The organism is Ruegeria sp. CDSC068 (assembly GCF_059610545.1).
In genome coordinates, this window is record NZ_JBXWNV010000003.1 from 329,331 (window position 1) to 354,569 (window position 25,239).

Genomic DNA, 25,239 nt, shown 5'->3' on the forward strand with positions numbered 1-25,239 from the left:
TATTGATCTCTGCAGTCAATCTGACTGCAGGGTTGCCCGCTTTTGACTGCCACGCTGTGGCAAAAAATACACAACCTATAGGGGATCATTCAAGAGTCTGAGTATTTGCGTCAGACTCTCGTTTTATTTCCGGTCCATTCTTTGGGAAGCGTGCAACTCGCACTGGTTTCGGGCCCGCAAGGCAACACCATGCCGGTTGCGCAAGCGGTTGTACGTTGGTGAAACGACATAGCTCTGCCTGGTTGCGTTAGAACGGGCACCCCTGCCCCGCTTTAACGCAAAATCAGGAACTCAACATGCCCAAGCCTCGGGCCAAAATTTCCCGGCGCTGAACATCGTGCGCATGAAACGGCAATCCGTCTCTCCAACCCTGGCCGGAGAGCATCACCGCATATCAATTCCCCTGAGTGCGAGCCTCAAGCCGTTCCAGATTAACAACTGTCGACAGCATCAAGCGATCGTGGCTCCAATCCTGAGTTTGGCGTACTGACGCCGAGCTGATGGCAAGAATGGTTGCCAATGCTAGGGTCATCCCAAGAAATACGGCAGGCAGAGGAGGACTTGCCGTCGACGCTTCGGTCAAGGCAATCACACGCAAACGCAACACATGCTTTGCTTTTGTCCCGTTCACCAAGGCCACATGAAGAATGCGTGGGCAGTTCATTGTAAGAGATCGCGAACAGTAATCCAGCAAACAGGCCGTATAGTCTTTGGCGTCTATCCCCTTACGCGAGACAACGGATTGGTCACAGGCCAACTCGCGCAGTCGGTCAAACTGGTGCTTAATCACCAGATATGCCGGGTTCCAGAACAGTAGCGGGCGCATCAGCTCAAAGCCCAGCTCCCACTCCACATCCATGGCACGGATGTGTTGAAATTCGTGTGCCAGAGCGAACCGCAATTCACGCGGTGTATTTAGCAAATGGCTGGGTAAGACGACGTGGCGGCGACGTAGGCCGCGCACAGCGAAGGGTACGGTTATCCGGTCCGACAAACGAATGTCTACCTTCGACGACCGCCGCCAAAGAAAGCTGGATCTCACGGTTTTGCGAATTGCCCATGCATCGCGAAGCACACGAATTGTCAAGAAAGTCGACACCAGGGCGAATGCAATCAAAACGCATGTTACAAGGACAGACGAACCAGAAAGAACGTGATCAAGCCAACGTTCGCGCGTGTTCAGCAGGGTTTCGAACTGCGCAGCCGGCATGGCAATATCACCACGCAAGTAGGCAGCCACGGCCAGATCCCCCAGTGCGACTGCGCGTCCAGGCCACAGAAAACCGATAAAGGCCGAGACACCCATTGCCAGCACCGGGCTCAGCACAACACAAATACAAAGTGCTTTGAGCGATCGAAGTTGTGCAACAAACCCATATCGCATAGACGATCGCGCGAACACGACGCGCACCGCCAGCCAGATAAGTGCCGACAATCCAAGTACAACATTTAACTCGAGAAAAGCGTCGAGAACCGGTTTAACCGCCGTCATTTTGCAGTCTCCTCTCTACCAGTGCTCGAATTTCCTCCAGATCATCTTCTGTCAGCCCCGCATCGTCGACCAACCTTGCAACCAAAGTTGCGGGGGTGTCGTCGAATAACGTTCGGGAGAGATTTTGCAGCGAACGCGACTGATACCTGTCTTTTTCCAGAAGTGGCCTATAAATCAACGATTTGCCGTTCTTTTCGCTTTCTACAAATCCCTTTTCATCGAGAATGCGCAAAATTGTTGCGCCGGATGTGTAGGCCAGATTTCGATCTGGCGCCAAACGATCAAGAACATCTCGGACTGAGCCCTGACCCAGCGCCCAGAGTTCATTCATGAACTCAAGTTCCACTTCGGTCAGCAAGTTTGTAGTTTTTTTCTTTCGCATCAGTCTCGGTGTCGCCATTTTTTAGTATGCCTGACAGACAAGCATCCTTTCACTGTTTCGCAAAGCCTAAACTTTCCAGAAGACGAAGATGCCCCAACCGATGGACAAAAACAGCGGCGTCCAAACCGGTTGCCCAACCAATCCGAGCCAGGCCAGAAAGATGTAGGCAGCCCCGAGAAGCGTGATGAAGAGACGATCGCCGAGCGTGGTGGTCAGACCCAATACGCCGCGCCGCTCGATCCCGTCGCGATATTTGAAGCCTTCTAGAACGCCAATAAGCGCGATGGCTGAGAATATCCCAACGAAAACTGCAAGTGTCGCAGGCGTCCAGGCCATCCAGAAATCGGGCCACAAAGGGTCGGTCCAGGAAAATCCCTTTTCCTCTTGCTGGCCAACGTTGCCCCATCCGGTCTGAGCCTGAGCCAAGGCCGTCGTGGGTAGGAAGGGGAGGATGAGAAGAAGTTTACGCATATTGAACCTCACACACGACCCATCGCGAAACCGCGCGCGATGTAGTTGCGGACAAACCAAATGACGATGGCTCCGGGGATGATGGTCAGGGTTCCGGCAGCGGCCAGCAGGCCCAGCTCGTACCCGGCGCTGGAGGCAGTACGCGTCATGACGGCCGCGATGGGTTTAGCCTCTACCGCAGTCAGGGTTTTGGCCAACAGCATCTCGACCCACGAAAACATGAAACAGAAGAAGGCCGCGACGCCGACACCCGCTTTGATGTTCGGCAGGAAAATCGTCACGAAGAAGCGTGGAAACGAATAGCCGTCAACATAGGCCGTTTCATCCAGCTCTTTGGGAATCCCGCGCATGAAACCTTCCAGGATCCAAACAGCCAACGGCACGTTGAACAGTGTATGGGCAAGTGCCACGGCCAGATATGTGTCGAACAATCCGATAGACGAGTACAGCTGGAAGAAAGGCAGCGCAAACACCGCAGCCGGCGCCATACGGTTGGTCAGCAGCCAAAAGAACAGCTGCTTGTCACCAAGGAACCGATAGCGCGAGAACGCATAAGCGGCGGGCAAGGCCACACAAACGGAAAGCACCGTGTTGATTGTCACGTAGGCAATCGAATTTATGTAGCCCCAATACCACGTCGGATCTGTGAAGATGGTGATGTAATTCTCCAGCGTGAAGGTCTGCGGGAACAGGGAAAAGCCCGACAGAATCTCGTTCGTGGTTTTGAAGGACATCGCTACCAGCCAATAGATCGGCAGCATCAGAAACGCGATATAGAGGATTGGGATAAGGGACCGCTTCTTCATTGCGCGTCATCCTTTGTCATCAGAGTGTAGAAGACCCAAGAAACCAGCAGCGTGATGGCGAAGTAGATCAGGCTCATCGCGGCTGCAGGGCCAAGGTCGAACTGTCCCAGAGCGATCTTCACAAGGTCGATCGACAGCAAGGTGGTTGAATTGCCGGGGCCGCCGCCGGTCAGAACGAAGGGCTCGGTATAGATGTTGAAACTGTCCATGAACCGCAGCAGTACTGCGATGGTCAGGACTGTTTTCATCTTGGGCAGCTGAATATAGCGGAACACCGACCACGGGCTGGCGCCGTCAATCTTGGCGGCCTGATAATAGGCGTCCGGGATCGACACGAGGCCAGCGTAGCAGAGTAGTACGACCAATGAAGTCCAATGCCAGACATCCATGATGACGACCGTGATCCACGCCGACAGCGGCTGCTGCGTCATGTCATAGTTGATGCCCAAAACGTCATTCAGGAAATAGCCCAGCAAGCCGATCTTGGGCAGAGTAAAGATATTCCACATCGACCCGACTACATTCCATGGGATCAGCATCGGCAGAGCCATGAGAACCAGACAAACAGGAACCCAGAAGCCTTTGCGCGGCATCGACAGGGCTACGATGATGCCCAGGGGCACCTCAATCAGCAGGATCAGGAAAGTGAACAGGAACTGCCGTCCAAGCGCAGCCTGAAACCGGTCAGAGCGCAGGATCTGTTCGAACCAGCCCAGTCCCTCCCAGAAGAACTGGTTGTTGCCGAAGGTTTCCTGCACTGAGTAGTTGACCACCGTCATCATCGGCACCAGCGCGTTGAACGCGACGAGTGCCAGCACCGGTAAGACAAAGAACCATGCCTTTTGGTTTTCCGTTCTCATTGTGCCCGCTCCTCGCTAGCGATCCAGCCGTCGCGGTAAACGCGCGATTGTTCAGGTTTGAATTGCAGGAAGACTTGTGATCCCGGTTCCGGGACACTGTGTTCAGTTACTGCTTTCAGCGCTGTGTTACCGACCATGGCGCTGACCACGTAGTGACGGCCAATATCCGAGACCTTGGTTACATGTGCCGGGATACCTGTGTCACCGAACCCCACGTATTCGGGGCGGATGCCCAGATCGGTGCGACCGCCATCACCATGGGTCAGACCTTCCAGCATCACTTCGTGGCCTTCGAAAACGGCGCGGTCACCCTTGGCTTCACAGGGCAGAACGTTCATGCCGGGAGAGCCGATGAAGTGACCAACAAACGTGTGCTGAGGACGTTCGAACAGCTCGACAGGTGTGCCGATCTGAACCACTTCACCGTCTTGCATCACGACCACTTCGTCCGCGAAGGTCAGCGCCTCGGTCTGGTCGTGGGTCACGTAGATCATCGTGGCTTTGACGCGCTGGTGCAGTTCCTTCAGTTTCGACCGCAGTTTCCATTTCAAGTGCGGGTCGATCACAGTCAGCGGTTCGTCGAACATCACCGCATTCACGTCGTCGCGGACCAGACCGCGCCCCATCGAAATTTTCTGCTTATTGTCTGGGCTGAGTCCTGACGCTCGGGTCTTGAGCAACTCAGTGACATCCAGCATCTCGGCAATCTCATCGACGCGACGTTTGATCGTCGTCGTATCAACACCTCGGTTTTTGAGCGGAAACGCCAAGTTCTCGCCTACTGTCATCGTGTCGTAGATCACCGGGAACTGGAATACTTGCGCGATATTACGCTGGTCAGGCGGCAGAGCTGTCACGTCGCGATCATCGAACAGGATCTGGCCCTCGGACGGCATCAACAAGCCCGAGATGATGTTCAACAACGTGGACTTGCCACAACCCGACGGCCCCAGCAGTGCATATGCCCCACCATCGCGCCATGTCACGTCGATTTCCTTCAGCGCATAGTCTTCCGGACCCGCCGGAGTCGGCATGTAGCTGTGTTTTAGGTTTGAAAGCTTGATCTGTGCCATGTCAGGCCACCCTTTTGCCGTCTTGGCCGAAATACCGGCAATGAGCCGGGTTCATATAAAATCGGTGATCTTCGCCCACCCGATAAGGGTGCACGCCAGCCGCCAAAGAGACCCAAGCATCATCCCCGTGCTGGAAATGCGCGCTGGAATCGGAACCCGATAGCTCTGTGACAATCACACGACCTGTCAGTTCCACATCGGCATCCGAGGTGCGGGTGGGAGTCACTCGGTGCGGTCGTACTGCAACCATGTACTCGCCGTCCGCCAAATCCGAAACCGCCCAGCCGCCGCCGCCTGCAAGCTGTGCCTGCGTAGCTGACACGGTGACACGGGCCACATTGATCGGCGGGTCTGAGAACACGCGCGCAGCGGCAATATTCTCAGGGTTGCGATAGATATCAGCAGTCGGGCCGAATTGCGTAACGCGACCGTCTTCCATAAGGGCGGTATATCCACCCAAAAGCAGCGCCTCTTCGGGTTCCGAGGTGGCGTAAACCACCACCGCCCCACGACCGGCAAACAGGTCGGGTAGCTGCTCGCGCAGTTCTTCGCGCAGCTTGTAGTCGAGGTTCGCCAACGGTTCATCGAGGAACACGGCTCGGCTTTCTTTTGCGATGGCACGGGCCAACGCGGTACGTTGTTGTTGTCCGCCTGACAGCTCATGCGGTCGGCGATGCAACATCGGGCGCAGTTGCAGCAGGTCGGCGGCATCTTCCACGCGCCCTTCAATCTCGGATTTCGCCATTCCAGCCACACGCAAAGGCGAGGCGATGTTGTCAAAAACACTCATATGCGGATAGTTCACGAAGAACTGGTGCACGAGGCTGATCTGTCGCTTTTGCGTGTTCAGCCTTGTGACGTCCTGCCCGTCCATCAACACCTTGCCCGAGGCGATCGGGTCCAGCCCGGCCATCATCTTGATCAGAGAGGTTTTGCCCGATCCTGTCGCGCCCAGCAGCACATTGAAATGGCCGGTTTGCAGCGTCAGGGTCGTGGGCTTGATATGGATAACGTTGCCAACGCGTTTGGTGGCATCTTGTAGTTCGATCATGTCCGTGGGTTCCGGTTCTTCAGTGCGTCGCACTGGTCTTGAGGTGGGGATGCCTGAAACGGCATCCCCGGGTTTCAATGGCTTACTGAGACTGCCAGCGTTGAACCAGTTCGTCGTAGTTGACGGTTTGACCCTGCGGCTTTTCGTTCTCGAGCTTGGCTTTGGGCGAGCCTGCTTTTTCCAACCAGAACGACGCATCCTGCGGTTCGTTCAAGCGGGGACCACAACCACCGTAGACACCGGCGCTTTCATCCGCGGCCTGCATGCGGGCCATGGTGATGTCCATCTCTTCGGCCAGACGGTCCATCGCCTCTTGCGGGGTGAAGGCACCCGAGTTCACGTCACCGATCTGCTGCCACCAGATCTGGGCCAGCTTCGGATAGTCCGGCACGTTGATGCCGGTCGGCGACCATGCCACACGGTCAGGCGAGCGGTAGAACTCGACCAGACCACCCAGCTTAGGTGCGCGTTCGGTGAACGACTCGTGGTTGACCGAGCTGTCGCGGATGAAGGTCAGACCCACATGGGACTTCTTCACATCGACAGTCTTGGACGTCACGAACTGGGCATAGAGCCAAGCCGCCTGAGCACGATCCGCAGGGGTCGACTTCAGGAATGTCCAGGAACCCACGTCCTGATAACCAACCTTCTGGCCATCTTCCCAATAGGGGCCGTGCGGGCTGGGTGCCATCCGCCAAAGCGGCGTGCCTTCGTCATCTACAGTGTTGTTGCCTTCGGACTTCGGCTTCACCATGTCGGCGGTAAAGGCTGTGTACCAGAAGATCTGCTGAGCCACGTTGCCCTGGCTGAGCGCCGGCAGCGACTGATAGAAGTCATAAGACGCCGCACCCGGAGGTGCATAGTTCCGCAGCCATTCATCCCACTTACGGATCGCATAGACCGCAGCCGGACCGTTCGCAGCACCACCGCGTGACACCGAAGCGCCGACAGGGTTACAGGTGCCTGCTTCCATGCGGATGCCCCATTCGTCGACGGGGATACCGTTTGGCTCGCCTTTATCACCTGCACCAGCCATCGACAGCCATGCATCAGTCATACGCCAGCCCAGGTCGGGCGCACGCTTGCCGTAATCCATGTGACCGTAGATCGTGGTGCCGTCGACTTCTTTTACGTCGTTGGTGAAGAAATCTGCGATGTCCTCGTAAGCTGACCAGTTGACCGGAACGCCCAGGTCATAGCCATACTTCTCTTTGAACGCGGCTTTGTTGGCCTCATCATCGAACCAATCCTTGCGGAACCAATAGAGGTTTGCGAACTGCTGATCCGGCAGCTGATACAGCTTGCCGTCCGGACCGGTGGTGAACTGAATGCCCATGAAGTCATCCAGATCCAGCGTCGGTGAGGTCGTACCGGCCCAGTCGCCACCCATCATGTCGGTCAGCGGATAGGCCAGCTGCAAACGCGAATGCGTGCCGATCAGGTCACTGTCGTTGACATAGCCGTCATACAGGTTCCGGCCGGTCTGCAACTGGGTCTGAACCGCCTGAACCACTTCGCCTTCACCAAGGATTTGGTGGTTGACCTTAATGCCGGTGATTTCCTCGAACGCCTTGGTCAGGACCTCGGATTCGTAAGAGTGTGTCGGGATGCCTTCGGACAGGACGTTGATTTCCATGCCAGAGTAAGGCTGTGCAGCTTCGATGAACCACTGCATTTCCGACATCTGTTCGTCTTTCGACAAGGTCGATGGCTGGAATTCATCGTCGATCCAACGTTGTGCTGCGGCTTCGTCGGCCCAAACGGGACCGTGCCCCGCAATGACGGCCACAGCCGCCACTGCGGAAAGTAGATGTCTCCGCATCTCTTTCCTCCCAAAAAATTATGGTTTTCCGGCGCAAACCGGATAGCAGACAGCATCAGCGATTTTCTGCGCACCTGTCAAACTAAATTTTTAGTAAATAGATAAACTCTGATCAACTTTTTGATTATATTATATATTTTTAGAAAACCAGCGTATCACCCAACGGCAGGATAGTGCCCGATCATCGTGAAAAACACCCTGCGGTAAGTATGCTAAAGCTGACAAAAACCTTTGTCGAGGATATGAAACCGTTCACGATACATATCGCCTGCTTCACCACACACACGAGCCAACAGAAGGCGCCATTCTCATCTGGATCTCCCGATAATACGCGCAATATTTTTATGAAAGAATAGTTCGATAGCGACAAAAAACGCCGGCGCAGCGCAATCATGTCGCGTTGTCGCTTGACAGGATGGCAGCATACGGCCTGATCAATTCAGTTCGCGGAATTTTCGATGACTCTGTCGACGGTTTTCCGAACAAAGCCTTATCGCGGTGGCCAAGCTCCGCCGCACGATCGTGAACCGCGCTCTGACTATGCACAGGACAAATCTATGATCCAAGACAACCCTGCCCTCATCGACGCCATCCGCGACCGGTTCGCCCATGTCGGCACTTGCCCGTTTCAGGGCGAACGCATCTTTTTCGAGAATGCGGGCGGAGCACTGACATTGAAATCCGTCGCTGAAACCTCAGCTTTTTATGCAGCAATCCCAGACAATCCCGGGCGCATAAATCCGGCAGGTCAGGGAACCCAAGGCGTTATTAACAAGGCAAAGGACGACCTGGCCGTGTTCATGAACGCATCTTCCGGGCAGTTCTTCGCAGGTGAAAGCGGAACCGAGCTGCTATTTCGCATGATCCGCACCGCGTGCCTGGTCGCCCCCAAAGGGTCAAAAGTGATAGGGTCATCCATCGAGCACCCGGCCACCCGAAGCGCAGCCTGCCGCTGGGCTGAAATCGCAGGGCTGGAGTATGTGAATGTGCCCCACGGCAACGACACCGGATTGGTTACGGCCGATGACTATACCGCGCTGATGACGCCAGATGTCGCAGTGGCAACGATCCTGCATGCGTCCCCCGTGACAGGCATGGGTATGGACGTAGCTGCAATTTCCGCGGCGATCCGTTTTGTGGCACCGGATTGTTTGATCATCGTCGACGGCATTCAGCATGCTGCCCACGGGCAACTGGATCTGGATGGCTATAATGTCGATGGCTACGCGATCTCGCCCTATAAAGTGTTTTCGCGTCACGGATATGGCATCGCCTGGATTTCTGACAAACTCAGCGCTTTGCCGCATGACATGTTGATCGACGCACCCGCAACCGGGTGGGAGTTCGGGACCCGTGACGCGGGATCTTACGCAACTGTTTCGGACGTAGTGGCGTATTTTGACTGGCTCGGTAGCGAAGTCTCGGATGAGACCGAACCGCGCAAGCGGATCGAGGCTGCAGGTCGCGCCATTCACGCCTATGAAACCCACCTGACCAATACTGCAATCAACGGCACAGGCAATCTGCCAGGACTGCGCGATATGGACCACGTGACCATTTTGGCGGGCGCCGATAACCCGGCACGCGAAGGACTGGTGTCAATCGTGGTCGAGGGGTATGCATCCGAAGACGTAGTCGAGGTATTGAATCAACAGGGCATTCGGACCCATACGCGAAAGGCCGATCACTATTCCGGCAACGTTCTTACGCCGCTGGACCTGTCAGATTGCATTCGCATTTCCTTCTGTCACTACAACACGGAGCAGGAAATCGCCCGTCTTCTGGGGGCGATCAAGGTATTGGGCGAAAACCGCTGACGGGCTGGCGAACACACTCTTCGGCTTCAAAACTGTAATCCAGTTGCCCGGTTACATCATCGGTCAGGTGAACTTTGCCCAAGTCATCCCACGATCCGTCGAAGGTTTGGGCAAAGGATCGCAAATAGCCTGACGCCAGCCCCGCCCTCCCCAATGTTGCACTATAGTTTCGGCCCCTTCACGCCCCGCCCTGATCGCCTTGCCCACATTTTCGACCGAAGTACCACCCCTGTGTTCAGCGCACCCAAATTGGCACCGTCGTGCGTCCCGTGACGCAGAACATTGTCCGTTTTCCCGATCAGGTGCAGTTCAGTTGTCCAGCTTGTTGAAACCATTGCGGTATCGCCGCATCGACGTCATCAAACGCGACGATGACAAGCGCGCGGTTCGCAGGGCTTGAGATGTTTGCCATATGGACTCTGCCTCGATTGCGCTACGTGAAGATCAAGAGAATACAGTTTCAATCAACAGGCGAGTTTGATGCCAATGCGCTATATTCAATACGTCGATTACGAACTCGGTCGGCGGCATATGGACAATCCGCGACGGCATGCATTTCCACTGTTGAGACATCAGTCTAGGATGCGCGCGAATGCTAGCCCATTCGAAACCCGAGCAACAAAAACGAGAAGCTTCGTTCGTGAATATTGAGAACCGCAGGGCCACCCAGCCAAGACATGAAATGCAATCAGCGCGCAACCAGGGGATCACATTCCTGGCGCTGGCGTTTCTGTTCAGTATTTTTGTCAACTTGCTGATGCTGACCGGACCCTTGTTCATGTTGCAGGTCTATGACCGCGTCCTTGGATCCCGAGCGGTCGAGACCTTGGCGGCACTGTTCCTGCTGGTCGCTTTATTGTACGGCCTTATGGCCATGCTCGATTTTGCGCGGGGTCGGATCGTGGCGCGTTTTGGCGCGCGTTTTCAATCGCAATTGGACGAACGCGTGTTTGACGCGACCCTACGCCGATCGCTGCACCCACGCGCCCGGGCAGCGCCAGCAACCGCATTGCGCGATCTGGAATCCATCCAAAACCTGTGTTCCTCTCCGGTTCTGTTGGCTGTGATGGATATCCCCTGGACGCCGATCTTCATTGCGGCGATCTTTCTATTCCATCCCCTTCTGGGCTGGCTGGCCGTTGGTGGCGGTTCGCTTTTGGTTGTGATCGCGTTGTTGAACCAGATACTGACCCGTCGCAAAGTTGCTCTGGCTCAATCCGCGTCCGCAAAAGCCAACAGCTTTTCGGAACATGCCCGGCAAGCCGCCGAAGTCGTCCGCTCGCAAGGCATGCAACAGGACATCACGCGTAGATGGCAGCGACAACGCTCAAACGCCCTGCAGCAGACAATCGCTGCCAGTGACTGGACCGGCAGTTTTTCGTCCGTGACAAAATCGCTGCGGCTGTTTTTGCAATCTGCAATGCTGGCACTTGGGGCATTGCTGGTTCTTCGTAACGAACTGACCCCCGGCGCGATGATCGCGGGATCAATCCTATTGGGCCGCGCTTTGGCTCCCGTTGAACAGGTCGTTGGGCAATGGGCTGTCGTTGAACGTGCTCGAACTGCGTGGACCTCGTTGAGCCGGTTTCTGGATGCCACGCCGCCCGAAGCACAGCGCACCAAGCTGCCTGTTCCCCAGGCCCGGCTAACAGCCAAAGGCTTGACGGTCGTTCCGCCGGGCGCGGATACGCCAACCCTGCGCAACGTGTCGTTGAACCTCGAGCCCGGGCGGGCGCTTGGCGTCATCGGTAAAAGCGGGTCCGGAAAATCCACCTTGGCCAAGGCACTTTTGGGTATTTGGCATCCTGCCGCGGGCGAGATCCGGTTGGGCGGTGCAACGCTGGATCAATACGACCCGACAGATCTAGGTCAGCATATCGGGTACCTTCCGCAAGAAGTTACGTTGTTCAACGGAACTGTAGCCGAAAACATCGCGCGCATGTCCGAAGACCCAAACCCTGAAGCCGTTGTAGCAGCAGCCAAGAAGGCCAATGCGCATGAGCTGATTCTGACGCTGGAAAAAGGCTACGACACCATTCTGGAAGGCAATGACAGTCAGCTGTCGGGTGGTCAAAAACAGCGGATCGCATTGTCGCGCGCGCTGTACGGAGACCCCGTGTTGCTGATCCTTGACGAACCGAACTCGGCGCTGGATGCCGATGGGACCGAGGCGCTGAACGCCGCCGTTCGCGAACTCAAGGCCGCAGGAAAGTCCGCAATCATTATGACGCACCGTCCGCAGGCGATCTCGGAATGTGATGATCTTGCGGTGGTCGAGCGCGGACAGGTTGTCAAATCTGGTCTACGGGATGAAGTTCTGGGCGCAGTCGTACAAAACGCCGGATCGATCCAGCGCAACCTCAGCAAGGCAGGCAACTGATGCAGGACAAAACAAATAATCCGCGGCCGGTGTGGCGCATTACGATCCCTGCCCTGGTTGGTTTTGCAGCCCTTGGCATCCTTGTTGGCGGCTTGGGTGTTTGGGCCGTCAACACACGATTGGCCGGGGCTATCATCTCGCAAGGCATTATCGAGGTCGAAAGCAACCGTCAGGTTATTGAACACCCCGACGGCGGCGTTGTTGGTGAGATCTATGTGCGCGATGGCAATGCCGTGGACAGTGGCGAATTGCTGTTGCGACTGGACGACACTTTTCTGTCGTCTGAGAAAACCATTGTCGAAGCCCAGCTGTTCGAACTATTGGCCCGCCGGGCCCGTTTGGAAGTCGAGCGCGATGGCACAAATGCCGAAGCTCTGGCCGCCCGGCTGGCCGAGATTCTGCAACAGGAAAATATTGACCCTGATCTGATCGCAGGTCAGCAACGCCTGTTCGAGGCGCGCTTGAACACACTGAACCAGCAAACAGAGCAGCTGAGCAAACAGACCGTTCAAATCGAAAGCGAAATCGGCGGTACCGAAGCGCAGCTTGTTTCACTGCGGCGTCAGGTCGAATTGATTCAGGCCGAGCTGGATGATCAACAAAGCTTGCTTCAGCGCGGCCTCACTCAGGCAAGCCGTGTTTCCGCCCTTCAGCGCGAAGAAGCCAGCCTTACCGGCGATATCGGCCGGTTGGAAGCTGCCGCTGCGCGCCTGAGAGGCGAGATATCTGCGACCGAAATTGCAATCCTTGAGCTTGAGGCGACACGGCGAGAAGAAGCCATCTCGACACTGCGAGATATTCAATCCCAGATTTCAGAACTGGCCGAGCGCCGCCTGTCGCTGGACACTCGTTTGTCACGACTGGATATCCGCGCCCCTGTTTCAGGAACGGTATACGGCAGCCAGGTTTTTGCCCTGCAGTCTGTGATCCAACCTGCGGAACCGATGATGTATCTGGTGCCGCAGGATACGCCCCTGGTCGTGGCCGCACGCGTCGATGCAATTCACGTAGACCAGTTGCATGTTGGCCAGCCGGTTTTGTTGCGGTTTCCCGCGTTCAATCAACGTGAAACGCCTGAAATTGACGGACAGGTGATCAATGTCTCAGCAGATACATTTACAGACGAAAACACTGGCCAGACATTCTATCGCGCCGAGGTCGTACCACAGGACGGGCAAGTCGATCGTCTGAACGGGCAGGAATTGCTGCCCGGCATGCCAGTGGAAACATTGATCAAGACGGATGAACGTACGCCCCTGTCCTATCTGGTGAAACCGTTGGCAGATTACTTCAACCGGGCGTTCCGAGAGTGACCGCCCGGCCGCACTAAGGCGCTTCGAGGTTGCCCAGCAGGATCGAGGTCATGTCGGTAGCAATCAAGCCATCCACAGCCACTACATTGGCCCCGGTATCATAAGAAACATCGGTGCGCGTGATCCCTGAAAGGTCCGCGTCACTGTCGATGAAAACCCATCCCGGGGGAACGGCTGTCGGCTGTCCGACTGCTACTTGCAGAATCGACAATGCATCGAGCGCATTCACCGAACCATCCCGGTTAAAATCAGCCGCGATCAAATTCTCCGGCGAGGCTGGCCCCCATGTCGGGTCCAGACCGACCGAGATCCGCAAAACCTGCAGCGCGTCCAATGCGTTGATGTCCTTGCTCGCGGTAGAATAGGTCTTGATGATGTCGAATTCACCCTCGAAAGTGCCAGACGGTAAATTCAAATCGAACCGCCCATTGCTGTCTGCACGAGCACTGATTGTGGCTCCGCCATTTGGGGTGAAGCTGATTTCAGCGTCACTGAGGCTGGGGTTGGCGGTCTCTGAATTGATTGAGACATCCCCCAAAACCCCATCGGAACTGCCCGGCTCGAGCCCCCCGAAATCGCCAAAATCGACAGGAATGTGATCGGGGCCGCCAAAACCCGCGCCAAACACCTGAGCACTGGTCAGCAGACCACCAGTGGCGGAAATCACGTTTATCGTCTCGTTGAGGTACTCAATCCGGGCTCCCTGCGCCGTCGCGGTAAAGGTCAACTGTCCAGGCGTTCTGAGCAGCGGATAATCGAACATGTCCAACCGGTCGATACCAGCCTGAAAGTCCGTGATCGTGGTGGTTTCCGCTCCGTATTGCATGACAAAGATGTCCGCACCCGACCCACCCGACATTGTGGTAGCGGCAGAACCGGCAATCAAAATGTCATCCCCGGCCCCAGCAATAAGGGTCGTTGGAAGAATAGTGCCGCTGAGCATATCGTTACCGGCGGTACCGTTAACTGTTCCCAAGCCACTACGAACGACACCCAGTTCTGCGACATCCACCGTTAGTTGGGTCAGCCCCGCATCCTGTTGCGAAGCGACCAGAATCTGCAGCTCATCACCGACCTGCGCGACGCTGAACGACTCCACATTCTGCAAACCGCTTTGAAGCGTATCGGCAAAACTGTCCAAATGCACCAGTTGTCCACCGGGCGTCATGGCGAACAAGGTTATTCCATCATCGCCACCACCCGCGACGACGAGCACATGCCCGTTGATCTCGACCACAGAAAGGTCCTGAACTGACTCGAACCGTGTGTGCAGCGAATCCAGAGCATGGTCGGTTGGAATTAGACGGCCATCGGCGGCTAGTTCCATGACACTGAGAGAGTTACTTTCAGCCCCCGCGACCACCACCCAGGACTTGCCATATGCCTGTATCACTTCAACCGCTGTGGGCGTCGCGATTCCCAAAGTCGTCAGGGCCTCGCTGTTGTCTACCGCTGTTATGGCTGCGGTTCCCCCGTCAACCCTGTAAGTCGAGACAGTGTTGCTGGCCCCGTCGGTCGCAATAACAAAGTTGTCTGCACCAATGCTCAACGACTGCAGCGAATCAGATCGTGCCACGATCACGCCCGAGGACGTCAACGTGCCGTCCCCATTCACGGTATAAGTGACAATCCGCCCGGTATCTTCATGCGCCATCATCAGCAGATCGCCGGACCCGGTCGACAGTTTCACCAAGGCCGAAATGTCACCGCCGCCACTCAATATCCCGGTTTCCCGCAAGGATCCAACGGTCCCATCCGGGTTCAAATCATACCCCACCAGCCCATTTGCCGTGTCGATATCCAATACGAGCTGATCACTGCCGCCAAACGAAATCGGAGTCCCCGTGCGGCCCACCTGAAACGTGATCGAACCGCTGAAATACTCGGCATCGACCAGTTGCGGAACCGCGCCATTGATAAGCTTCCAAACAGCAACGCCACCACCGGGGCCGGTCAAACTGTACAGATACGTGGTCCCGTTAAGCGTTTTTAAAGCCGTATCACGGATACCTGAATCGAGCGCTGCGCTCCCTGTTGCAACCACGCTTTCGAACTGAAGCATCATACTACATCACCCCACGCCAAACTTGGCAATGACTGCAGGATGATCCGATGCCCGGCCCGATACCAAAGCGGAATTGTGGTGAAAACGAGGAGTTCGGTTTCAGTTTAACACAATTTTTCCTGGTCCGACCGCATGAGTCACAAACGCGAAAGACTGATGAACAAAACCTGGCCCATCCAGGCGGACACAGACATCACATGTGAGGGTAAGATGACCAAAGAACATGATCCCAAAGCCAAAACTGCAGACCCCGGATCAGACAATGGTCGCAAGGACCACATTCGCCGGTGGACTGATGGCAAGATGCGACGCTGGATTGGACGCGGTATCGCCGGGGGACTTGGCTCGACTCTCATGGCGCTACCCGCCTTGGCGCAGGCAACGATAGAAGAGCTTTATGCCTATCAGTTTGCAGAAACGATTCCCGGCGTTCAGTCAGTGAAGCTCCTGAAAAACGGGGATGTTCTGCTGAAGATGATAGATGGCAGTACAATGATTGTCGCTGCGGAAAACGTTCAGGTTCTGGACAGTGGCGCGATCATGATCGCCGAAAATGCCGTGAGTGAAATTGCGCAATTTAGTCTGGCTGCCGAAGCAGGTGGTGCCGCTGCGGCTGGCGGCGGCATCAGTGGCGTCGGGGCTGCATTGGGCGGATTGGGCCTGGCGGGGGCCGCCGCGGCGGGGGCCGGCGGCGGCGGTGGTGGAGACGATGGTGATTTTCAACCCGCGCCGCCTGCACCGCCTCAGGTTTTGAACCTCGCACAAGCACAATCCACGGCGCTCAGCAGCACAGAGGCGAATATCAGGGTCCCGGATGGAACCGAAACAGTGGAACTTACGATCGGGTCTTTGGTCAAGTCCGTGCCACTCAATCCCGATGGAAGTTGGAGCATTTCGCTGACAGCCGTCGAAGCGGCCAGTCTGCCACAAGGTGTTCAGAACGTCACGGTTCTTCACTTGGACAGCGGCGGGCGAGAACTTTCGGTAGAGACCGTATCTTACAACATCGATACAGTACCCCCTACTCTGACAATTTCCGGATTGTCGGACGGTGCGGTCATAAATGCGGCGGAAAGCGCAACGGATTTGACCGTTTCCGGGACGACAAACGCGGAAAACGGTCAGACCGTGACGGTTACTCTGAACGGCGGAACATACTCTAGCACTGTGACCGACGGTCAATGGGCTGTCACTGTTCCTGCCAGCGATCTTGCCGCGTTGCCGGATGGCGAAACCATCGTGTTGACCGCAGATGTTTCAGATATGGCGGGGAACCCGGCAGCACAGATCAGTGACAGCATTGAGACAGACTTTACGGCGCCGACCGTTACCTTGGATCCTCTCCCCGTCGACAAAATCGAATTGGTCGACGTTCAGAACGATATGGAGCTGAGCGGATCGACAACAGCAGCTGATGGCCGGACAGTTATGGTCGAATTCGGCGGGCAAACCTATTTGACAACCGCCTCTGACGGTAGTTGGAGCGTCACTATTCCATCCGCTGATCTCGCAAATCTGCCCTCAGGTACTCCTGTGTCGATAAGGGTCGTTGTCAGCGATGAAGCAGGAAACACTTCGGTTCCGGCAATGACCTCCGTTCCGGTAGATCTGACTGGCCCTGCAATTTCCATATCGCCGCTATCAGTTGGATCCGCTGTGAACGCGGCAGAAGTCGGTTCGGATTTAATAATTTCGGGAATTACCGGGAACGTAGAAGACGGCCAGCAAGTAACAGTCGTGCTGGACGGCCAGAGTTACATCGGCGCAGTGTCCAGCAACAGCTGGTCGGTGACCATCCCAGCGGCCGACCTTGGAGCATTGGCAGACGGGGGCACATTCACCATCACCGCAAATGTATCCAATGCGGACGGGCTCGCAGCCAACCAGGCGAATGCACCCGTATCCAAGGATGTCACCGCCCCAACCGTGACCATCGATGGATACTCTGATGGTGCCGTCCTGAATGCCGCTGAGCGTGATACGGACCTGACAATCACCGGATCAACTGATGCAGAGGACGGACAGACCGTAACCGTATCGTTAAACGGCCAGGATTATACTGGCACCGTATCTGGTGGCGTCTGGAGCGCGACTGTACCCGCGGCAGATTTGACGGCATTGTCCGATGGCGCAACAATCCCGGTGACTGCAGACGTGACAGATGCCGCCGGAAACCCAGCGCTGCAGGCAAGCGGCAGTTTTGACACTGATTTCTCACCTCATTCCATCACCATCACCAATTTGTCCGACGGCCCGGTCATGAACTTGGCGGAACGCGGCACGGATCTGACGGTCTCAGGCACATCGGATGCCCCGGACGGCACCACCATCACCGTGGAAATCGTCAGGGCAGATGGCACTGTAGACCTGAGCAATACCACTACGGTCAGCGGCGGCACCTGGACGTTGGTTTCGCCGGCGGCCGGCTTAAATGCCCTGCAAGACGACGAAATTTACAGTGTGAATGCGACGGTTTCAGACGCGGCTGGAAACAGCGCCAGCGCGAGTGATGGGTTTGGAACAGACTTCACAGCACCAACTGTGACGATCAACCCATTGGCTGTAGGATCTGTTTTGGACGTCTCCGAAAAGGGCAACGATCTGTCCATTTCCGGGGCGACATCGGCGGAAGAAGGACAAATAGTCACCGTCATGCTGGATGGCCAATCATATACAGGTGTCGCCACTGGTGGCACTTGGTCGGTCACTGTACCTGCGGCGGATCTTTCCGGATTGGCGGACAGTACAAATTTCCCCATTTCTGCAACGGTCAGTGATCAGGCCGGCAATAGCGCCAGTCCGGCGACCACAACACTCGCTACGGATTTCCGGCCGCTGTTAGACCTGAATTCTATAGGGGCGAACAACTCAATTTCACTCGGCGACGCGCAGAGTTCTGGCGTTGTTGTATCTGGAACATCCGTTGGCCTCGCCGCTGGCCAAGCGGTGAACGTAACACTCAATAGTAACTCTGTCGGCACCGCTACTGTCGCAGCTGATGGAACCTGGTCGCTTGCAGTTCCGGCGTCGGATTTCACAGGTATTTCAGCAGGTGATGACCTGAACTTTCAGGCGCAGGCCACGGTTTCCGGCGGCCCTGATCCTTTACCGGCAACCGGTGAGACGACGGCGCATGTACCGGGCGCATATGTCATTGCAGAAGCGGGTCGGAGCGGTTCAACTATCACGTACCAAATCTTCGCAGACGCTGACCGCGACGTTTCCAGCGGGCTAGCGATGACGATCGAGTTGGGATTTGATCCGTCAGTTGTGACCTTCGACGCAGGATCCGATATTGGGAACGGGGCTTTCGGTCTGTATCTGTCCAACCCAGTTGGGGGCTCCGTGGTCAACTTTGCAGGTGTTGCGACCAGCTTTACGGATCTGAACCAACCTCTGGTAACGTTCACCATGACCGTTCAGGACCCCAGCAAACCGGTTGAACTGTCGCTTACCACCCCGGATGGGGGTCCGACGACCGTCATAGTCGGCGCTGATGGAAATGACACTTTGGTCGCCAGCGATGTGGACAGCTTTGTTCGTGGTCAGGGCGGTGACGACGCCGTCAATGTCTCGGACGCGGGTCGCGACGTCGTTGTGTTCGAAGCCGCCCCTGCGGCTAACGGAGTGGACACGATCACCGGCTTTTCAGTCGGCGCGGCAGCGGATGTGTCAGATGCGTTGATGTTCAGTGGCCTCGATCACTCTACTTTGCGTGGCGATGGCACGGACGTTGAGACATTAAATGTAGGCAGCGCAGTTGGTGCCAACACGGGCGTCATCGGCTTGACCACAGCTCTGGCCGACCTGTCGATCAACACAATTGAAACTGCCGTCGAAAGTTTGACGGGACTTCAAGCCGGTGACGAGATCTACGTACTCGCGACAGATGGAGACGACAGCGTTCTGGTCAGGGTCGACTATTCATCCCCGACTGCAGCCACCGTTGAAACCATGGCGCATTTTTCGGGGTTGGACGACCTTAGCGGATTGAGCGCGGACAATATCCTGATCGCCGACCCGACCGGAGCAACGGCTTGATCAAAACACGGCCTGCCGGCTTTTCAACCGGCAACCACTCCCATACACCAAAGGATCAAACATGGCAGAGAACGGCCTGTTTCCAGTCACATATGAGCGGCACAGTGGCAAATACTGGAAGCGTTTTTCATCTTACCACTTTGCGGAAACCCAGCAGGCTTGCTCGATTGTCGAGAAAGAAATTCTGCTCGTCGCGGCCACGTACCCGGTATTGTTTCGCGAATCCGAGGGGGAAATTGAACCTGTAGCGCTTTTGTCAATTAACACGGACGCGCCAACCCCTTTTGTGTCCGACGAAGGCCGATGGTTGGCCACCTACATTCCGTCCGCGTTACGGTGCCCGCCCTTTCAAGCGGGTTTGCCGAGTAAAACGGATTGTGAGCCACAACTTCAGGTCGATGAATCTTCTGGCCTGGTCACTGACACTCCGGAGGACGAACCGTTCTTTACCGACGCTGGTGAGTTGACCGCTGAACTTTTAAACGTCCTCAGGTTTATCCAAGCACGAGAGGCTTCGGCAAAGGACATTCGGTCCGTGTGTAAAGTCATTCAAGAGATGGGCCTTTTTGAAAAAATGACCAGCTACGAAAACGTCGCCTTGCCGACGGGGTACCTGGTCCTGAATGTCCGACGCCTGAAGGCTCTTTCGCAGACAGAGAAGCTTGCGTTGTTTGATGTCGGTGCAATTCAATTGCTGCACGCCCACCAAGTATCACTATCACACATTTCTTGGCTGTCGCAGGCACAGGAGCAGCTGGCAAAGCCAAAACTTCAAAAGCAATACACCGAAAATTCAGACATTTCCCGTTTCCTTACCGCCATGGCACACGCGCATAATGACGAACTTTTAGTGACCGGTGAGGTGTGAATATGCCTCTGATCTGCTGCAACTCTGGCCTAAAGTATCTTGCCTGTCTGTGTATTCCTTTAATGGCGGCTTGCGCACCTCCGCCTGACCTTACGGGCGTAGAGGTTTCACTGTCAGCAGGTTCTGTTGGGGCTGGCGCGCAGCGGCCCCTTCCACGTCTGACGCAAAGCGAATTTGGTCAAAAGGTGCGGGCGGCTGTCGAAACTAACCCAAACCTCGCGCAAAGCGCGACACGACTGGAAATCGCAGACGCTGACGAAAATGCGGCCAAGGGTGCTTTCCTTCCTCGCGTATCAATGGGCATTAATGCGCGATCACAGCGTGTGAATCCCGATATTGCAGACTTCACCCCGTATCTGCGCGTTTCGCAACTCGTCTTTGACGGAGGTGCTGCGTCGGGCGAACTGGCTGCGGCTCAGGCTCGCGTCCTCGAAAGCCGAGGCGGTCAGCTGCAAACCGCAGCGGCGTTGGCCCTCGCCGCGATCGAAGCGTATGTTGTGGTCCTTGATCGGCGCAAGATCCTGGAAATCTCAACCCAGAACGTTGAGGTGCACGCCGAGATCGTGCGCCAGATCACGGAACGCAGCACGCAGGGCGTGGGCTCAAATGCCGACGTTTTGACCGCACGCTCGCGTATGGCAGACGCGCGAACGCAGCTTGCCGATGCAGAAGCCCGGACAGACAGGGCCGAGGCACAATACCAGGAAGTCTTCGGACGCCCACCGGGGGCACTTACCGCTCCAGTCGCTGCGCCCAAATTGGCCAGAACGGATTCGCAAATCGTTTTGGACAGCCCAAAAGTACGACGTGCGAATGCCGCTTTGATCGCCGCAAAGGCCGAGCAGACCGCAGCCATTGCGCGGCGGCAGCCAGGTGTAGAGATCGCGGCTTTTGCTGATCGCGATGACAGTAATGACGCCAATTTCGGTGTCGACCTGTCCGTTAACTATGAACTGGACAGCACCGGTCAACGTAAGGCCGCCATAGCTGCTGCCCAAGCTCAGGTAAAAGAGGCCGAATTCGCCCGTGAGACGTTGATTCGAGAAATCCGCCGCGAGTTAGAGTTCATCCGGTCAGATCAGGACGCAGGCGCGGTTCGCCTGCAAGCGGCTCGTTTAGCTGCCCAGGCCAACGCCGAAAGCGTGGAAGCTGCACGGGCCCAATTCACCATCGGCCGACGCAGCTTGGTCGAGATACTGGATGCGCAGCGAGACTATGTGAACGCGCAGCAAAGGCTGATTTTGGCGGAACAAAGCTTCTTCCTTACAAACTACGCCGCCCTCAGTCTGACCGGGGACATCCTGGATTATCTCGGTATTTCAATTGCAAACACAGGTGAAGATTCATGGCCGCGTTGAAACCTTTAACACCTAAACAAGAGCTTTCTCCGTTAGAAACCTGCCTGCAGCACGTCGCCGCGCATCTTGATCGCTCACTTACGGTCGGGGCACTTCACGCGGCGCAATCCGGCACAACAGGTCATCTGACCCAGCGAGATGCAATTGAGGCTGCCCGCCATGCCGGGTTGCAGGCGGGATTTGGGTCGCGCAGACTTGCGGATTTCGATGACACACTGGTCCCAGCAATTTTTCTGTTGGAGGACGACAAAGCAGTTGTGTTTCACGGGCGTACTAAGAGCGGCCTTCTTCTAATTTTCGACCCCGAGATGGGTGAGGGCATCGGAGAGGTTGAAGAGAAAGTTATAGGAAATCGCTACACCGGTTACGCACTTTTGTTTCGGCGCAGCCACAACGAGGAAACGCAGGGTCGAAATAAGGCCGCATCCGGGCATTGGTTTTGGTCGGCCATGTTGGCAAACCGCTGGTCCTATGCGCAAGTGGTGCTTGCCGCGGCGGTAGCGAATTTTTTGGGTCTTTCCACATCCGTTTTCATCATGGTCGTCTATGACAGGGTTCTTCCGAATGAGGCGACGGAATCCCTTATCGCACTGACCGCAGGGGTTGGTATTGCCCTTTCTTTCGATTTCGCCCTCAAACTCTTGCGCGCTGGCTTTATTGATCAGGCCGGGCAAAAGGCCGACATGTTTATGGGGCGGCGCGTTTTTGACCAGGTTTTGAACATCAAAATGAAATCGCGGACCGGATCGACCGGTGCTATGGCCAGCACGATCCGCGAATTTGAAACTCTACGCGAGTTTTTTACATCAGCAACTCTAGTCGCCCTCGTGGACCTGCCCTTCATCGCCCTTTTTATACTGGTCATTCACCTCGTTGGTGGACCTCTGGCGCTGATACCTGCCCTTGCCGTTCCGATTGTTTTGATTGCGGGCCTGGTAGTGCAACCAATGTTATCGCGTTTGGCCGAAAAAAGTTTTGCGGATGGTCAGTCAAAACAATCCGTACTGGTCGAGACGGTATCTGGTCTTGAAACCATCAAAACAACCGCAGCGGCAAAACAAATGCGGGCGCGATGGGAAGATGCTATCGAGCGACAGTCCTCGCATGGAATCCGCAGCCGGACAGTTACCCAATTCGCATTGAATCTGACGGGCTTCACGCAACAGGCGGCGCAAGTCCTGATTGTTTTCTTCGGCGTGTTCCTGATCACTGAAGGGCAGGCAAGTATGGGTGCGTTAATCGCGTCTGTAATGCTGACTGGACGCGCGCTATCGCCATTGGGGCAGCTTGCCCAAACACTCACACGTGTGAACCAGGCGCGCAGCGCGTATCGAAATCTGAACGCTTTGATGCAGGCGGAAAATGAGCGGCCCGAAGGGCGCAACTGGATTAGTCGACCACATGTTAAAGGCCGCATTTCTTTCAAAGATGTGCATTTTGCCTATCCCGAACAAGCCGATGATGCCCTTTCAGGTGTCTCATTCGACATAGAACCGGGTGAAAAAGTTGCCATTCTGGGCGCGATCGGATCTGGGAAAAGCACCATCGCGCGTTTGATGCTCGGTTTATTCGAGCCGAGAACCGGTTCGGTATTGCTGGATGGGGTCGATATCCGTCAGATTGACCCTGGCGACCTACGTCGCAATGTCGGTTCGGTTTTGCAGGACGTTTGGCTTTTTTCCGGCTCAATTCGCGAAAACATTGCCAGCGGTGCGATCCGGGCCAGGGATCAAGATTTGATCAGAGCCGGCCAGGTGGCCGGGGTTGAAGATTTTATCGCGCATTGCCCCAACGGCTATGACCAACAACTGGCAGAACGTGGCGAAGGAATATCGGGCGGCCAGCGTCAAGCCATCGCGCTTGCCCGCGCGTTGATTGGACGCCCACCAGTGTTGCTGTTGGATGAACCTACCAGTGCAATGGACGTGAAGACCGAAGCCGAAGTTATCAAGCGTCTGAAGCAAGAAACCAATGACGCCACAATGGTTATCGTCACACATCGGAGCAGCCTGCTTGATCTGGTCGACAGGGTCATTGTTATCGAACGCGGCCGGGTCGGGGCAGACGGTCCAAAAAGCATGCTGACCCAGCGCGCACACTCAACAGGGAGGCATCTGAATGTCGCGGCATCCTGACCTTGCCATTATGGCAAGAGAAATGCGGGGAAAATCTCCGTTGGGGGGGTCTCTCCTGTTGCTTGTTATCCTTGCCTGTCTCGTCTCCGCCGGGCTTTGGGCCTATATGACGGAACTGGACGACGTGACTCGCGTGGACGGGCGGATTGTGCCGTCGGCAGACGTTCAACTAATCGAGGCAACAGAACCCGGAGTATTGCAATCCTTGCACGTCGCGGAAGGGTTGGTTGTCGACAAGGGAACACTGTTAATGGAGTTCGACACAACGCAAATCGACAGTCAGTTGAGCCAGGAACAACAGCGCGCGTATGGATTAATGGCTCGTGCCCAACGATTGCAGGCAGAGATTGACGGCACCCAGCTTACCTTCTCAGGAAAGCTGATTGAAGGCGCGCCAGAAGTCGTCAGATCCGAAACTGCTTTGTATCAGGGTCGTCAGGCAGAACTGGCTGCTGAAGTTGCCATTCTGGAGCGACAGCGTGAGCAGCGCCACCGCGAGTATGAGGAAGGACTGGTGGACCAAGTGACAGCCGAAGAAACGCTTGGGATCCTGGCCGAAGAACGCGCCATCATGACCCCCTTGGTGGAAAAACGAATGGAACCTGCGACAACGCTTTTGTCGCTGCGCCGCAGTTCCGCCGAATGGGAGGGTCGCAAGGTCCGTGCAGTTGCAGTGACCAAAAGGTTGAAAACCGGACTGGAAGAAATCGACGATCGTATTCAAGCCGCGCATAGCAGGTTCCGGAGCGCGGCTCTGACCGACCTAGCAGTCTCGACATCCGAACTCGCAGCACTTCGGCCGTCCTTGCCGGCCTTGCAAGACCGCGCGGATCGCGCACAGATCAGATCACCGGTGCGGGGAATCGTAAATCGCGTTCACCGGACAACGATTGGCGGTTTGGCACGCAGCGGCGAAGAGCTGATCGAGATTGTTCCACTAGACGACAGGCTGCTGGTCGAGGCCTATGTTCGCCCAGAAAATATCGCGTTTTTGCACGCAGGCCAGCTCGTTAAGGTGAAAATTACGGCCTATGACTTTGCGCGTTACGGCGCGCTGGATGGTGAGATCACCCGCATAGGCGCGAACACGGTGACAAGGCCGGAACGTAATGATGAAGAGGTATTCGTCATCGAAATCCAGACACGTCACGCTATTCTGGACGCAAGCGGCGTTGCCGTCGAGATCATACCTGGGATGATTGCCGAAGTGGATATCTTATCAGGCAAGAAAACAGTTATGGACTACCTTTTGCAACCCGTAATCAAGATTAAGGATCGCGCTCTGCGCGAATAAAAAAGTGCAGC

Annotated in this window: 17 protein-coding genes; 8 read left to right on the forward strand and 9 right to left on the reverse strand. The window is 56.0% G+C overall.

Annotated elements, in window-relative coordinates:
* Positions 1-394: 394 nt before the first annotated feature.
* From AC2FID_RS08860 to AC2FID_RS08895, 8 genes are all read right to left on the reverse strand, one after another.
* Entirely contained in the window at positions 395-1,492 is a 1,098-nt protein-coding gene (locus AC2FID_RS08860) for a M56 family metallopeptidase (protein WP_282169476.1), read from the reverse strand.
* Positions 1,479-1,874, reverse strand: a complete 396-nt coding sequence (locus tag AC2FID_RS08865) for a BlaI/MecI/CopY family transcriptional regulator (protein ID WP_113790821.1) — start codon at positions 1,872-1,874, stop codon at positions 1,479-1,481. Before AC2FID_RS08865 ends, AC2FID_RS08860 begins: the two co-directional genes overlap by 14 nt.
* A 66-nt stretch (positions 1,875-1,940) precedes the next feature.
* A complete protein-coding gene (locus tag AC2FID_RS08870; RefSeq protein ID WP_058274638.1) occupies positions 1,941-2,345 on the reverse strand; it encodes a DUF2160 domain-containing protein in 405 nt (134 codons plus the stop codon).
* An 8-nt stretch (positions 2,346-2,353) separates the two neighbouring features.
* Positions 2,354-3,151 (reverse strand): carbohydrate ABC transporter permease, encoded by a 798-nt coding sequence (locus AC2FID_RS08875; protein ID WP_058274621.1) that lies wholly within the window; start codon positions 3,149-3,151, stop codon positions 2,354-2,356.
* A complete protein-coding gene (locus tag AC2FID_RS08880) occupies positions 3,148-4,011 on the reverse strand; it encodes a carbohydrate ABC transporter permease (RefSeq protein WP_058274620.1) in 864 nt (287 codons plus the stop codon). Before AC2FID_RS08880 ends, AC2FID_RS08875 begins: the two co-directional genes overlap by 4 nt.
* Positions 4,008-5,084 (reverse strand): ABC transporter ATP-binding protein, encoded by a 1,077-nt coding sequence (locus AC2FID_RS08885; RefSeq protein ID WP_496836416.1) that lies wholly within the window; start codon positions 5,082-5,084, stop codon positions 4,008-4,010. Before AC2FID_RS08885 ends, AC2FID_RS08880 begins: the two co-directional genes overlap by 4 nt.
* Position 5,085: 1 nt before the next feature.
* Entirely contained in the window at positions 5,086-6,135 is a 1,050-nt protein-coding gene (locus AC2FID_RS08890; RefSeq protein ID WP_496836417.1) for an ABC transporter ATP-binding protein, read from the reverse strand.
* A gap of 82 nt (positions 6,136-6,217) precedes the next feature.
* A complete protein-coding gene (locus AC2FID_RS08895) occupies positions 6,218-7,957 on the reverse strand; it encodes an ABC transporter substrate-binding protein (protein ID WP_496697747.1) in 1,740 nt (579 codons plus the stop codon).
* Positions 7,958-8,514: 557 nt separating this feature from the next.
* Between AC2FID_RS08895 and AC2FID_RS08900 the strand changes: the two genes are divergently transcribed.
* The 3 genes from AC2FID_RS08900 (at position 8,515) to AC2FID_RS08910 (ending at position 13,467) form a co-directional block, all read left to right on the forward strand.
* The gene (locus tag AC2FID_RS08900; protein WP_496756066.1) at positions 8,515-9,774 is read left to right on the forward strand and encodes an aminotransferase class V-fold PLP-dependent enzyme; all 1,260 of its coding nucleotides are present in this window, start codon (positions 8,515-8,517) and stop codon (positions 9,772-9,774) included.
* A gap of 682 nt (positions 9,775-10,456) precedes the next feature.
* Positions 10,457-12,154, forward strand: coding sequence for a type I secretion system permease/ATPase (locus AC2FID_RS08905; RefSeq protein ID WP_496836420.1), 1,698 nt, complete (start codon positions 10,457-10,459; stop codon positions 12,152-12,154).
* Complete coding sequence (locus AC2FID_RS08910; protein WP_282169471.1) at positions 12,154-13,467, forward strand: HlyD family type I secretion periplasmic adaptor subunit; 1,314 nt, start codon at positions 12,154-12,156, stop codon at positions 13,465-13,467. The genes AC2FID_RS08905 and AC2FID_RS08910 overlap by 1 nt, the downstream gene beginning before the upstream one ends.
* A gap of 13 nt (positions 13,468-13,480) precedes the next feature.
* Here AC2FID_RS08910 and AC2FID_RS08915 read toward each other — a convergent pair whose 3' ends face one another.
* Entirely contained in the window at positions 13,481-15,532 is a 2,052-nt protein-coding gene (locus AC2FID_RS08915) for a dockerin type I domain-containing protein (RefSeq protein WP_496836422.1), read from the reverse strand.
* 210 nt (positions 15,533-15,742) lie between these two features.
* Between AC2FID_RS08915 and AC2FID_RS08920 the strand changes: the two genes are divergently transcribed.
* From AC2FID_RS08920 to AC2FID_RS08940, 5 genes are all read left to right on the forward strand, one after another.
* Complete coding sequence (locus AC2FID_RS08920; protein ID WP_496836424.1) at positions 15,743-19,573, forward strand: Ig-like domain-containing protein; 3,831 nt, start codon at positions 15,743-15,745, stop codon at positions 19,571-19,573.
* A 61-nt stretch (positions 19,574-19,634) separates the two neighbouring features.
* Positions 19,635-20,441: a SapC family protein gene (locus AC2FID_RS08925; protein ID WP_496756074.1), complete on the forward strand. Its 807-nt coding sequence runs from the start codon at positions 19,635-19,637 to the stop codon at positions 20,439-20,441.
* Between the two features lie 2 nt (positions 20,442-20,443).
* Positions 20,444-21,799, forward strand: coding sequence for a TolC family protein (locus tag AC2FID_RS08930; RefSeq protein ID WP_496836426.1), 1,356 nt, complete (start codon positions 20,444-20,446; stop codon positions 21,797-21,799).
* Positions 21,787-23,934: a type I secretion system permease/ATPase gene (locus AC2FID_RS08935; RefSeq protein ID WP_496836427.1), complete on the forward strand. Its 2,148-nt coding sequence runs from the start codon at positions 21,787-21,789 to the stop codon at positions 23,932-23,934. Before AC2FID_RS08930 ends, AC2FID_RS08935 begins: the two co-directional genes overlap by 13 nt.
* Positions 23,918-25,228 carry an HlyD family type I secretion periplasmic adaptor subunit gene (locus AC2FID_RS08940; protein WP_282119467.1) on the forward strand — a complete coding sequence of 437 codons (1,311 nt, stop codon included), beginning with the start codon at positions 23,918-23,920 and terminating at the stop codon, positions 25,226-25,228. The genes AC2FID_RS08935 and AC2FID_RS08940 overlap by 17 nt, the downstream gene beginning before the upstream one ends.
* Positions 25,229-25,239: the final 11 nt, after the last annotated feature.

Excerpts from the sequence above, each read along its gene's own strand:
- AC2FID_RS08860 (WP_282169476.1), bottom strand. The coding sequence starts at position 1,492 with ATGACGGCGGTTAAACCGGTTCTCGACGCTTTTCTCGAGTTAAATGTT.
- AC2FID_RS08865 (WP_113790821.1), bottom strand. The coding sequence starts at position 1,874 with ATGCGAAAGAAAAAAACTACAAACTTGCTGACCGAAGTGGAACTTGAG.
- AC2FID_RS08870 (WP_058274638.1), bottom strand. The coding sequence starts at position 2,345 with ATGCGTAAACTTCTTCTCATCCTCCCCTTCCTACCCACGACGGCCTTG.
- AC2FID_RS08875 (WP_058274621.1), bottom strand. The coding sequence starts at position 3,151 with ATGAAGAAGCGGTCCCTTATCCCAATCCTCTATATCGCGTTTCTGATG.
- AC2FID_RS08880 (WP_058274620.1), bottom strand. The coding sequence starts at position 4,011 with ATGAGAACGGAAAACCAAAAGGCATGGTTCTTTGTCTTACCGGTGCTG.
- AC2FID_RS08885 (WP_496836416.1), bottom strand. The coding sequence starts at position 5,084 with ATGGCACAGATCAAGCTTTCAAACCTAAAACACAGCTACATGCCGACT.
- AC2FID_RS08890 (WP_496836417.1), bottom strand. The coding sequence starts at position 6,135 with ATGATCGAACTACAAGATGCCACCAAACGCGTTGGCAACGTTATCCAT.
- AC2FID_RS08895 (WP_496697747.1), bottom strand. The coding sequence starts at position 7,957 with ATGCGGAGACATCTACTTTCCGCAGTGGCGGCTGTGGCCGTCATTGCG.
- AC2FID_RS08900 (WP_496756066.1), top strand. The coding sequence starts at position 8,515 with ATGATCCAAGACAACCCTGCCCTCATCGACGCCATCCGCGACCGGTTC.
- AC2FID_RS08905 (WP_496836420.1), top strand. The coding sequence starts at position 10,457 with ATGCAATCAGCGCGCAACCAGGGGATCACATTCCTGGCGCTGGCGTTT.
- AC2FID_RS08910 (WP_282169471.1), top strand. The coding sequence starts at position 12,154 with ATGCAGGACAAAACAAATAATCCGCGGCCGGTGTGGCGCATTACGATC.
- AC2FID_RS08915 (WP_496836422.1), bottom strand. The coding sequence starts at position 15,532 with ATGATGCTTCAGTTCGAAAGCGTGGTTGCAACAGGGAGCGCAGCGCTC.
- AC2FID_RS08920 (WP_496836424.1), top strand. The coding sequence starts at position 15,743 with ATGACCAAAGAACATGATCCCAAAGCCAAAACTGCAGACCCCGGATCA.
- AC2FID_RS08925 (WP_496756074.1), top strand. The coding sequence starts at position 19,635 with ATGGCAGAGAACGGCCTGTTTCCAGTCACATATGAGCGGCACAGTGGC.
- AC2FID_RS08930 (WP_496836426.1), top strand. The coding sequence starts at position 20,444 with ATGCCTCTGATCTGCTGCAACTCTGGCCTAAAGTATCTTGCCTGTCTG.
- AC2FID_RS08935 (WP_496836427.1), top strand. The coding sequence starts at position 21,787 with ATGGCCGCGTTGAAACCTTTAACACCTAAACAAGAGCTTTCTCCGTTA.
- AC2FID_RS08940 (WP_282119467.1), top strand. The coding sequence starts at position 23,918 with ATGTCGCGGCATCCTGACCTTGCCATTATGGCAAGAGAAATGCGGGGA.